General features: G+C 43.0%; 8 protein-coding genes and 1 riboswitch. Of the genes, 4 read left to right on the top strand and 4 right to left on the bottom strand.

Going from position 1 to position 12060, the window contains the following annotated elements; all coding sequences use genetic code 11:
* Nucleotides 1-72: 72 nt before the first annotated feature.
* Together pnuC and D0T84_RS13745 are read right to left on the bottom strand one after the other, a co-directional pair.
* Nucleotides 73-654, bottom strand: coding sequence for a nicotinamide riboside transporter PnuC (pnuC, locus tag D0T84_RS13740; RefSeq protein ID WP_163308435.1), 582 nt, complete (start codon nucleotides 652-654; stop codon nucleotides 73-75).
* Between the two features lie 82 nt (nucleotides 655-736).
* Nucleotides 737-2959 carry a TonB-dependent receptor gene (locus D0T84_RS13745; protein WP_163308436.1) on the bottom strand — a complete coding sequence of 741 codons (2223 nt, stop codon included), beginning with the start codon at nucleotides 2957-2959 and terminating at the stop codon, nucleotides 737-739.
* A 103-nt stretch (nucleotides 2960-3062) separates the two neighbouring features.
* A riboswitch (TPP riboswitch) is annotated at nucleotides 3063-3159 on the bottom strand.
* Between the two features lie 145 nt (nucleotides 3160-3304).
* Between D0T84_RS13745 and D0T84_RS13750 the strand changes: the two genes are divergently transcribed.
* The 4 genes from D0T84_RS13750 to D0T84_RS13765 all read left to right on the top strand — a co-directional run bounded on the left by D0T84_RS13750 (nucleotide 3305) and on the right by D0T84_RS13765 (nucleotide 9554).
* Nucleotides 3305-3853 (top strand): hypothetical protein, encoded by a 549-nt coding sequence (locus D0T84_RS13750; RefSeq protein ID WP_163308437.1) that lies wholly within the window; start codon nucleotides 3305-3307, stop codon nucleotides 3851-3853.
* Between the two features lie 7 nt (nucleotides 3854-3860).
* Nucleotides 3861-7226, top strand: a complete 3366-nt coding sequence (locus D0T84_RS13755) for an AAA domain-containing protein (protein ID WP_163308438.1) — start codon at nucleotides 3861-3863, stop codon at nucleotides 7224-7226.
* Between the two features lie 472 nt (nucleotides 7227-7698).
* Entirely contained in the window at nucleotides 7699-8982 is a 1284-nt protein-coding gene (locus tag D0T84_RS13760) for a serine dehydratase subunit alpha family protein (RefSeq protein WP_163308439.1), read from the top strand.
* A gap of 113 nt (nucleotides 8983-9095) precedes the next feature.
* Nucleotides 9096-9554 (top strand): hypothetical protein, encoded by a 459-nt coding sequence (locus tag D0T84_RS13765; protein ID WP_163308440.1) that lies wholly within the window; start codon nucleotides 9096-9098, stop codon nucleotides 9552-9554.
* A gap of 84 nt (nucleotides 9555-9638) precedes the next feature.
* On the opposite strand, the gene D0T84_RS13770 is transcribed toward D0T84_RS13765, so the two are convergent.
* Together D0T84_RS13770 and D0T84_RS22585 are read right to left on the bottom strand one after the other, a co-directional pair.
* Nucleotides 9639-11855 carry a glycoside hydrolase family 97 protein gene (locus D0T84_RS13770; protein WP_163308441.1) on the bottom strand — a complete coding sequence of 739 codons (2217 nt, stop codon included), beginning with the start codon at nucleotides 11853-11855 and terminating at the stop codon, nucleotides 9639-9641.
* A 6-nt stretch (nucleotides 11856-11861) separates the two neighbouring features.
* On the bottom strand, nucleotides 11862-12060 hold a 199-nt coding region (locus D0T84_RS22585; protein ID WP_221413137.1), incomplete at its 5' end, for a hypothetical protein.

Here is a 12060-nt window from a genome sequence, read left to right on the forward strand (position 1 = left end):
AGATAATATTTTTATGTATCCCTCATATTAGATATTTTTCTTTTATAACATATTACTCAATTTATTATGGTATTACACCAGTTTCTTCCACTTGAAATATCCCATAACGGAAACTACAAAGAATATCATAAACAGGCATCCGGACATAACATCATGCTGTACAAACAACAATATGCAGGATATCAGATTTGCAGGGATTACAAGCAGCCACTGCTCCACCCATTTTCGGGAAATCATCCACAGGGCTACAATATTCAGGGATGTTGTCAGGGAATCCCCGATAGTGATGAATGTATTGTTCCCGCTGAACTGTATAAGGATAAAATAGATCAGCCCGAAAATAAGTATAACACCCAACGATACAGGCAGGATAAAGTGTTTTCCGGCATGCGATATTATTTCATCGCCGGTCTCCCTATCCCTGTTGCGAAACACCCATACGACCCATCCATATACAGAGGCCAGCAAAAAGTATATATATATAGCCATACTGGCATACAACTGCGTACTGTAAAATATATAGATATAGAATGCCGCCATTACAATACTCGCCGCCCACATCCATACATTAGCCTTATATTCCAGAAAAAGGAAAATAAGTCCTATTATCGCTCCCGCTATACTGACCCAGTTACTCGCTATAAAATCTATCATAATCATATATAAATGGCCTCCCCAACCCCTCCAAAGGAGGGGCTAATCTCTCCCCTTAGGGGAGGCCGGATGAAACTGTATGTCAAAATCTATACCTGATCTTACCCATCAGATTTGCTCCTGCCTGAGGATACAGACCTTTATAAACGGCTTGAGTACCATCCGCAAATTTAGAGGTATCCACCCATGCATTCGCACTGTATTTGACACTCGCTAAGTTATTAATAAAAAACTGGAAATCGAATTTACCAATCTTATTTGCATCCAACGTATATGAGGCTGCAAAATCTGTAACAAAATAATCCTGCAAGCGGTTGTCTCTATTGGATGTATTGTCATAATACATTTTACCTACATATTTATTGATAAAGGAGAAGCTTATATCCTCTTTTTCGAATGGCCTGAATGTAACGCTAAAGCTACCCACTGCCTTAGGCGAAAAAGAAATATCTGTAGACTTAAACGTTTCCGAAACCTGTCCCAGATAATTCCAATCTGTCTGGTTATCATACTGGTTATAGTAAACGGTATAATCCTTTATCTTATTGCGGCTCAGGGTCAGGTTACCATTCAGTTGCAGCCAGTATGTCGGAGTATACGACAAAGCCAGCTCTACACCCGTGCGGTAGCTATCGGGTACGTTTTCCTGTAGTTTATACCCTATATCATTTAACTTACCTGTTTGTACCAACTGGTCTTTGTAATTCATATAATAAAAGTTAGCGCTGAAAGCGACAACTGAATTCGCATATTTATATCCCAGTTCATAATCATATAACCGTTCCGATGTAATACTACGGCTCGCTCCTCCTTTAAGCGATTCTTTGAGGTCGGCGCGAAGAGGCTCCCTGTTTGAGATGCCGAACGAACCATAAAGTTCGTTATACCCGGCAAAACGGAAAGACAATCCTCCTTTGGGATTAATAAAATTGTAATAGTTCTTATTCGTCAAATCCATCAGGTCGTCATCCAATCCCCTCATCTGGTAATCGATGTACCGCCCCTGCACTTCAGCAAATAAAGACAGGTTATCCAACGGCCTGTATTCGGCTTTGAAGAAAGCGTTAAAGTCTTGCTTCACTGCAGAATTACGGTACCATTCATATCCGGCAGGAATATCCTCGTTATGCTTTACCCACAGGATACGCCCGTAGTGCACTCCGTCATAATAACTGTACATACTGCCAAGTACCAGATTTAGTTTTCCAAGCGTATAATCCAGGTTGAAACCGCCGACATAGAAGTCGTTACGCATCAATTTACGCAATGTAAGGTCGGAACTGGTATAGGTTGAACTTCCTATAACCTGCTCGTCTAACCCAAAGTTACTAAAAGATTTACCTACCTTATAGTTTTCGTAATAACCATATCCATGATTATAACTCAGGTTTACATTCAGTGTCAGAGAGTGGCTCAGATAGCGGGAATAAATCAGTTGCCCGATATTGGAATAATAGTTATCCGTTTCATTATCATAATAACGGATATTGCCGTTGTCGTCAGTATATTGTCCCGCAGAATTGTAGCGGCGGTCTACAAACAGCATTGCCGGATCAATCCCTTCCCATGTGATCCCCGTATGTTGGATGCCATTCATATAAATGAGGCGTATCAACTGATTATCTGAATAATGGGATAAAGCCGCATATAGATTTTTGTGGTCTACCTTCCCGTTGCGGATATACCCGTCACTCTTTACGTATGAATACCGGGCATCGAAAGACAGTCCGTTTTTCATAATGCCTGTACCTGCCGCGCCCGACAGCAATAATGTATTATACTGCCCGTACGCCGTGGAAATATCGGCATAAGGCTTCGGCCTGCCGCCCAATGTCTGCATGGAGACACTGGCGCCGAAAGAGGCTGTCCCGTTTGTCGAAGTTCCTACTCCCCGTTGTACCTGCATGCTTTGCAGCGAATTAGACAAATCAGGCAGATTTACCCAATAGACCTCCTGACTTTCAGGGTTATTCAGCGGCATTCCATTCAGGGTCACATTTATACGGCTGGCATCCGTACCCCGAATACGGAGTGCTGTATTACCTGCGGCCGTTCCCCCTTCGGTATACGAAACTACAGACGGCAGTGCCTGTAGTATAGCAGGAATATTCTTTGCTGCGTTGTCTTCCTTTATCTGTGCCTCGGTCACATTACTATATGCTATTGGCGCATTCTGGCTGACACGGGTCGCGGATACGACAACCTCTTCCAGTTTAACAACTTTCAGACTGTCCGCTTTTTGTTGTGCTTTAGCTCCTGCACCTCCTAACAAGAGAATAGAGAGAATAATAAATACCTTTTTCATTTACAATTTTTAAATTAAACCGGACACATCCGATGTCCTGATGTTAAACAAAAAAGGGGTTTTGATAAGATGATTTCCCGAATTTTAAAGATATGCTTACGCGCGATTGCATATTTCCTTTCCCTACGCCGGCATTACCCGGATCAGGTTTTATGGGTGTGATCTCAGCCCGTTATATTAAGGCACCCCTAAGATTTAGGGTTCAAAGATAATTAATTTATCTTAATGAATAACTATTCTTCTTTCATAAATTTTTTCTATATCTATCATCTTAGATGTTACAAAAACCTTTTTTTATAGTCATATATATAAAATTATTACCTTTGTCTCTAAATTAAAAAAATTATGAAACAGTACAAGAACAAACTTTTCGCGGTATTACTCACAATTTTCACTCTGGTAGCATTCTCATCGTGTCACGATGACGATTACGAATGGAGACGCGGCACACTAAATTTCAGCACAGAGCTCGATGATGAACCTATATATACCGATAATAGGGGGCGGTTTAGTTTTTATTATAACTTAGCAGCCGAAGATATCGGAGGAATAAATGCACGCGCATTAGACATTGTCGATGTAAGATCATATGAGTCCGAAGTCTTCCTTTTCTATGGTGAATTATTCAGACCTAACGATCTAATAAATATCACATTGGAGGCTGATGGCGTAACCCCACGCACGCTAAGAATGATAGTTAACGATAATAGGGAAGCGGTGGTAATAGATGCAGATCATTCTTTACTAGTACAATTTATGTGTGATATGGCATATAATTTAGCTCGTAGAGGTCAGCTTAAATTTTATATCGACGGAGAACTGCTCAATACACCTCAACACACCTATTTCGACTTTGAGGTTAGAAATGATTTTGACTTCCAAATCAGATACTAATGAGACCATGTCTGATAATACACAAATATTATTATCCGACTATCTCACCGAGATATCCCAAATAGATGAATCCAATCTATCTTTAAGAAATAAATATATCTGCCTGAAACAGATACTGGAAAGAAGCTGCAAAGAAATCACGCGAAGTGAATCTTTGCAGTTTCCTTCTTTATTCTCGCGGCTGGTATTTATTTCCCAGAAATACGGATTACCCAAACAACTGGAATGGAGGCTGCAAACCATCCGCATCAAAAGTTCATTCCTGTTAAAAGATGAGAACAACCTCATCTATCCCGCGCAATATCAGCAGGCTAAACAAGCGTTGGAAAACTTCTTCCTCTTTCTGCAAGGCGAGTCGCTACCATCAGGGATACCTGCCGGAACTGAAGCCGAAGACAAAGACAAAGAAACATTATCCCCCGACAGGATACGGGTGCAGGTGTTGGATATCGATAAGGAGAATGAACTCCTGCTTTGCCAATCCGATGCCCTGACAGGTGAAACAATAAAGGTCAGATACAATGTACCATCCGTAAATGAAGTTTTCAACCCGACTACAGGCCGCCTGTGGACAGGGGCTCAGCTAAACCTTATCGATGTAAAAAAGGACGATGCCGGACATTATATCCCCCGCATATTTGTCCTTGAACCCGATTACCTGATAGATGCTTCGGCCATCGCGGAATGTTTCCAGATGTATGGAAGTTCGTACCTGCATTATTTCCGCAGGAAGTTCGAACCCAATGTGAATACACATTACATCCTGCTGGGTAATCTGGCTAACTTCTTTCTGGACGAACTTATCTACGCGGAGAACCCCGGAAGCCTGAAATTTGAGGATGTATTTATGAAATCGTTCAGGCAAATGCCCTTCGAATATGCGTCCTGCAAAGATATAAGGGAAAACGATGATTTTCGCAACTTCATGCTCAGGGCAGAAAGCCAGTTCGATAACATCAGGCGGGTCGTATTACACGATATGCCCGCCAACGGATTCGATACTACGGCCTGCACATTAGAACCCTCTTTCTTCTGCGAAAAATACGGCTTTCAGGGAAGGCTCGACTTACTGCAACTATCGGATGAAGAAAATGGCACAGACCGCATTATAGAGCTGAAATCCGGCAAGCCACCTTATCCGCGCGAAGATGTATCAAAAATAGCTTTGAACCACGAGACGCAAACGGTCGTTTACCGCTTGATGATACAGAGCGTATTCGGCAAAGATGCACGCCATATATACCCTACTATCTTATACTCCAGCGCCGGCAACGCGGGCGAGAATATACGCTTTGCCGCCAGGTACCGCCAGTTGGAAAAGGAGATTATCAATACCCGAAACCTGATAGTAGCTACCGAACACGACCTGTATTCGGGAGATATACAAACAGCGGAAAAGACATTCAAAGAACTCTTTAACCTTGATAATTACGGCAAGGTACCGCAATTCTTTACAGATAAGTTGAACGAACTTAAAGATGTACTCGACAACTCTACCGCGCTGGAACGGACATACCTTTACCGTTATATCAACTTTGTAGCACGCGAACTGTACCTGCAAAAAGCAGGGGATGAAAACGCGGATACGGCCATGAGCGTTTCCGCCCTGTGGAATACTACATTCGCCGAACGGAAAGAGGCTCTGGACTTAATCGTCGACCTCGAAATAGAACATATCGACGATAGCGGGCGCGATATGGTTATCCGGTTCAAACGGCTGTCGCCTCAAGACTGCGTCAACTTCCGTGAGGGCGAAATCTGCATTTTGTACCCCAAAGAACACGAAGAAGACACTGTGCTCACAAACCAGATACTGAAAGGCACTGTGGTGGAAATCTCCACGCTGCATGTAACCTTGCGCTTCAGGTATAAGCAGCGAAGCAGGACTTTCTTTTCGCGGTACAAGCGTTGGGCTGTAGAGCATGACAAACTCGACCACAGTTACAACACCATGTACAGGAGTCTTTTCAGCTTCCTGAAAGCTACAGCCTCAAAGAAAGATTTGCTCTTGGGGCTGAGAAAGCCACATTCTACATACCAACAAACGACCGACAACGATACTCCGACAAAGGAGCAGAAAAGGGTGGCAGTCATAGACAAGGCGCTTGCCTCCCAAGATTACTTCCTTATAGTAGGGCCTCCCGGAACCGGAAAGACATCCATCTTTGCCAGGCAACTCATAGAGCGGTTGTATGCCGAAAAGAATACAAATATCCTTGTGATAGCCTATACCAACCGTGCTGTAGATGAGCTTTGCAACGCTATTTGCCGTAGTTTCTCCGAAGAAGAATCCTCCTGCGACAAATACATACGCATCGGCTCCGAACTATCCTGCGGAGAGGTATACCGCCACAGGTTGCTACAGAACATCTCATACCAGGCTAAGAACCGGAAAGGGTTGTTACAGGTTATCGATTCCACGCGCATCTTTGTGGGCACTTTAGCATCTATTGCCGGAAAACCCGAACTGTTCGACCTGAAACATTTCAATATTGCGATTATCGATGAGGCTTCCCAGATTCTGGAGCCGCAGGTAATAGACATCCTGCCCCAACTGGATAGATTCATTATGATAGGCGACCATAAGCAACTATCGACCATTACCTTGCAGAACGAATACAAATCGAAGGTGGATAATGAACTGCTGAATGGTATAGAGTTATACGACTGCCGCGAATCCCTTTTCGAACGGCTGTTCCGTATCTGTATCAAACAGGGCTGGACGCATGCTTATGATACACTGACCTATCACGGACGGATGCACCAAAATATAGCGGAACTTGTAAACGCGCATTTTTATGACAATATATTAAAGACCGCGACAGACAGGCAGCACGCCCCTCTAAATTATCCTGTATCTGACATTACAGACAAGTACCAAAGCCTGATAGCAAATAAACGTGTGGCCTTTATCAGAGTAAGGGAAGCGGACAACGCCAACATATCCGACAAGACCAATACTGCGGAAGCCGATACTGTAATTTCCCTGATTACCGCGTTGCTGGACTTGTACAAGGCTAATAACCTCGTATTCGACCCTCAAAAAACAGTGGGTATCATTACCCCCTACCGTAATCAGATAGCCCTTATCAGGCAAAAGCTGGAAGAAACAGGCATCCCCCAACTATCCGGCATCATGGTAGATACTGTAGAACGTTATCAGGGCAGCCAACGGGACGTTATCGTTTTGTCTTTCTGCTTCAACAAGCCTTACCAGTTGAGGAACTTCTGCAATATGAACCGCGAGGGAACTGTCGACCGCAAACTAAACGTAGCCCTTACCCGTGCACGCGAACAGCTATTCCTCGTTGGCAACGATTATATCCTGAACCAAAATACTATCTACAGGAAGATATTGGAGAAGATACTTTGATTCCCATATACAAAGTGACACTTTTTACTGTTAACTGATGACTGTTGACTGAAAAGAGTGTCACTTTTTATTATCCGGTTATACTATTATTTTAGGAATCCTTTAACTGAGATTTAGATGAAGAACCCTTATATTTGTACAAATAATGCGAATCAAGGGTTAAAAAGCACAGTAACTTATTGTCCCGAAGGGACTGAAGGGGGATAACCACGGGTAAAACCCGTGGCAGGAACTGACAGAAGAATTTGCCTCCGTAGGAGGCAAATAGCAAAAACAAATGTCATTCGCCTCCTACGGAGACGGTCTATTTCTACCTGCTTTTGCCACGGGCTTTACCTGTGGTTATCCATATTAGCCCACTTCGTGGTCTTAGAACCCTGACTGCAAAACAGAAGATTGATTTATAATAGTATACTGCAAGCCAAAGCAACCCTTGATTCGCATAAATAAATACTAAATACTCTAAAATGCCATGCTAAACGAGTGTGAACGTGATCAAATTATCAGTTTAATAAAGAAAGAGGTCGTTCCGGCCATCGGCTGTACCGAACCTATAGCCGTATCGCTGTGTGTGGCAAAAGCCACAGAAACACTTGGCAGCCTCCCTGATAAAATAAAAGTACATTTGAGCGCAAACATCTTAAAGAACGCTATGGGAGTGGGCATTCCCGGCACTAAAATGGTCGGGCTGCCGATAGCCATTGCGTTGGGGGCATTGATAGGTAAAAGTGAATACGGGCTGCAAGTGCTGAAAGACCTGAAACCGGAAGATGTAGAAAAAGGAAAAACATACATAGCCGAAAAACGTATAGAAATAGCCCTGAAAGAAAACATCAGCGATAATCTTTACATAGAAGCCTGTTGTATCGGCAAAGAAAGTGAAGCGACAGCGGTTATAAAAGGCACGCATACCAATTTTTCTTATATAGCCAAAGACGGGGAGGTTATTAGCAATGATGGTTGCTGCGAAGATAGTGAGGAGAAATGTGACGACATAAAACTATCCTTCTCTAAAGTATACGGATTTGCCACAACCACCCTGATAGATGATATCCATTTTATCCTGCAAGCGGCGGAGCTTAACCGTGCGGCATCAAAATTATCGGCACAGGGCAATTACGGGCATAACGTGGCTAAGGCAATGACAGGCACTCTGGGCAGGCAAATTTTCGGAGACTCCATGCTTACCCACATGATGTCGTACACGGCGGCAGCTTGCGATGCGCGTATGGACGGGGCAATGATACCCGTCATGAGTAATTCGGGCAGTGGAAACCAAGGGATAACAGCCACACTTCCGGTACTGACATATGCCGAAGATACGGAGTGCAGCGAGGATAATCTGATAAGAGCCCTGATTCTCAGCCATCTTACAGTCGTATATATCAAGCAGAAGCTTGGACGATTATCCGCCTTATGCGGCTGCGTGGCGGCAGCAACGGGCGCCAGTTGTGGTATTACTTACCTGATGGGAGGAGACTATAACCAGATCACTTTCGCTGTAAAGAATATGGTAGGCAACATTACCGGAATGATATGTGACGGGGCTAAACCTAGTTGCGCCCTGAAAATATCGAGTGGCGTGTCTACTGCCGTACTTTCAGCCATTATGGCCATAGAGCATAAGGTAGTATCTTCACTGGAGGGTATAGTAGACGATGATGTGGATAAGACGATTGAAAACCTGACAAGTATAGGTGCTGTGGGGATGCAGGAGACCGATAAGCTCGTTCTGAAGATTATGACTAACAAATAACAGCAGAAAGCGCCTGTGCATCCGCAAAATTGAATATCTTTGGCTCCTGAATAGTGAAACGATTATAGACTCTTAGAGTCTGTTTAAATTTATATGAACTAAAACATTTATTTATGAGAACAATGTCAAGGATCCTGTCTATCTTACTGTTAGCGGGCAGCCTTTTTGCTTGTAACCAAGCGAAGAAAGATACCCAGTCAGCAGGAGATAATACTGTTGTCGCTGTGGATACGATGAAGATGCAATTCAATACTACCGGTATAGATACAATGACCGTTATTTTTACCGGCAGTGATAAGAAGAGCCTTATTAATGAAGCAGACAAGGCTGAACTGGGGAAATTACTTTCCCAATCGGTAAATGATACATTATGGAATAATAGTGGTATCATGGTAAAGATGGTAGCTCCGGATTATACAGTGATTTCCCACTATAAGGGTAAAGAGGCGGACAACAATAGCTGGCTGATGATATGGAAAGAGAACGGCAGGGCTAAATTCGAAAACAAATGGTATTTCCTAGCTGAAGATAAAAAGAACGAAATTTACCAGTTAATAGATAAGTATAAATAAGTATAGATAAAAAGAGCCGTTCGATGTACTCGAACGGCCTTCAACCATAGATAACCAAACCTTACAACTGTATTCTTGCCTATTTTACAGTTTCTTTAAACCTTTTACTTCATCTTTGTTTGCCTCAACCACACTGATAGCATATCCACCGGCAGGAGCGCATAGCTGGGATAACTTCGATTTGCTAGTTACCACCACTTTGCGGATTTCATAAGCCTGAGGATTTGTCTTGTAGTGTGCATCTTTAGCATCACCGTATATTGTCGCGATATATGTTTTTGCCGGATCCAGATAGTCGAAAGATACTGCTGATGTACGGCCATTTTCATCACATACGCTGCCAATAAACCAATTATCAGAACCTTTAGCTTTACGCGCGATTGTAACATACTCTCCCGGTTCGGCTTCCAGTATTCTGCTTTCGTCCCAGTCGATAGCCACATCTTTGATAAACTGGAAAGCATCCAGATGCTGATTGTAATGCTCAATCATATCGCCGGCCATCTGTAGCGGGCTATACATAGTCACATACAGTGCAAGCTGGTTGGCCAATGTGCTGTTTACATGGGAATGATTGTCCGGGTTAACCTTGCTAATATCCATTTGGAAAATACCCGGCGTATAATCCATTGGGCCTCCTATCAGGCGGGTGAACGGCAGTATTGTCACATGATTAGGCTTACTGCCACCGAATGCCTGATATTCTGTCCCGCGGGCAGACTCATTACCTATCAGATTGGGATATGTACGGCATACACCTGTAGGACGTACGGCTTCGTGCGCATTCACCATTATCTTATAGTCGGCAGCTTTTTCTACTGCATACTGATAGTGGTTAACCATCCACTGCCCGTAATGATATTCTCCGCGAGGAATAATATCACCTACATATCCGCTCTTTACGGAGTTGTATCCGTTATCCGCCATAAACTTGTATGCCTGATCCATATGGCGTTCATAGTTGCGAACCGAAGATGACGTTTCGTGGTGCATCATCATTTTCACGCCTTTGCTTTTTGCATAGTTGTGTATCTCTTTTACATCAAAGTCGGGATATGGGGTTACAAAATCGAATACATAATCCTTCGATTTACCGAACCAATCTTCCCAGCCTACATTCCAGCCTTCGACCAACACTGCATCAAAGCCATGTTTTGCTGCAAAGTCGATATATTCTTTCACATGTGCAGTGTTAGCACCATGCTTGCCATTCGGCTTTGTCTTCGAATAATCAGTTACACCCAGCTGAACGCTGAATACATCGTCGGTATAAGCCCATGAGCTTTTGCCTGTAATCATTTCCCACCATACACCTACATATTTCACAGGTTTGATCCAGGATGTATCTTCAATTTTGCATGGATCGTTCAGGTTCAGTGTAATATGCGAAGCCAGTACATCACGGGCATCGTCACTCACTATTACCGTACGCCAAGGGGTATTGCAAGGAGCCTGCATATAGCCTTTGTCGCCTTGTGCATCGGGTGTTAACCACGATTCGAATACAAGGTTTTTATCATCCAGATTAAGGTGCATACAGGCATAGTTGATCAGTGCGGCTTCGTGTAAATTTATATATAAGCCATCATTAGTTTTCATCATCAGGGCAGTTTGCACGCCTGTAGGAGAAAACGGAGTCTGGGACGAGTTCGGCGTAATAGCTTTACTCATCAGGCCTCTGATCTCTGACAGTTTCGACTTCGTATAGTCGTATTCCTGTGTATCGTAATCGCCCGGAATCCAGAAAGCTGTGTGGTCTCCCGCCATAGCAAACTGAGTCTTTTCTTCTTTGATAACAAAGTATACCAGGTTTTTCTGATCCGGAAATTCGTAGCGGAATCCCAGACCATCGTCAAACAACCGGAAACGGATTAATATATGCCTGTCAGTAGATTTCTGGTTCAGCGTTACGGCTAATTCATTATAGTGGTTGCGGATTTCTTTTACCTCTCCCCATACAGGTTTCCATGTATCGTCGAATGTTGAAGTCTTGGTATCTGCGATTTCAAAGCCATTCATCAAAGAGACTTTATCATCTTTTTGCGAATCGGTATTGCCTTTGATCGAGAAATCATTAAAATCGGTATTGGCTTCACTGTTGTCTTTCAGTTCCAAGCCTAATTTACTTGGTTTTATTACATCTTTTCCTTTATATATAAGGCTATAGGTAGGTACTCCATTACCTTGTATAGAGAATTTAAGAGTAAGATTTCCGTTGGGAGATTTAAGTTCCTGCGCTTTCATTGTACCAAATATCATACAGAAGCTGATGAAAATAGAAATGCTGATTATTTTTTTCATTATTCTTTAGTAAATAGTTTCCTTATTACAAAGGAAATATTTTTCAACTGCAATAACAGAACCATTAATTAATAAACTATTGAAAAAGAAGTGCAAACGTTTGCGGGGGTAATCGAGTAGGAGGAAAATGAAATAGTTTCCTCCTATTTCATTTTCCGACCTCTCACACCACCACGCATGCCGTTCGGCACGTGGCGGTTCCTTA

Source organism: Dysgonomonas sp. 521, from assembly GCF_010501055.1.
Classification (GTDB): Bacteria; Bacteroidota; Bacteroidia; order Bacteroidales; family Dysgonomonadaceae; genus Dysgonomonas.

Coding starts and splice junctions, on each gene's coding strand:
- D0T84_RS13765 (WP_163308440.1), top strand. CDS start 9,096: ATGAGAACAATGTCAAGGATCCTGTCTATCTTACTGTTAGCGGGCAGC.
- D0T84_RS13770 (WP_163308441.1), bottom strand. CDS start 11,855: ATGAAAAAAATAATCAGCATTTCTATTTTCATCAGCTTCTGTATGATA.
- D0T84_RS13750 (WP_163308437.1), top strand. CDS start 3,305: ATGAAACAGTACAAGAACAAACTTTTCGCGGTATTACTCACAATTTTC.
- pnuC (WP_163308435.1), bottom strand. CDS start 654: ATGATAGATTTTATAGCGAGTAACTGGGTCAGTATAGCGGGAGCGATA.
- D0T84_RS13745 (WP_163308436.1), bottom strand. CDS start 2,959: ATGAAAAAGGTATTTATTATTCTCTCTATTCTCTTGTTAGGAGGTGCA.
- D0T84_RS13755 (WP_163308438.1), top strand. CDS start 3,861: ATGTCTGATAATACACAAATATTATTATCCGACTATCTCACCGAGATA.
- D0T84_RS13760 (WP_163308439.1), top strand. CDS start 7,699: ATGCTAAACGAGTGTGAACGTGATCAAATTATCAGTTTAATAAAGAAA.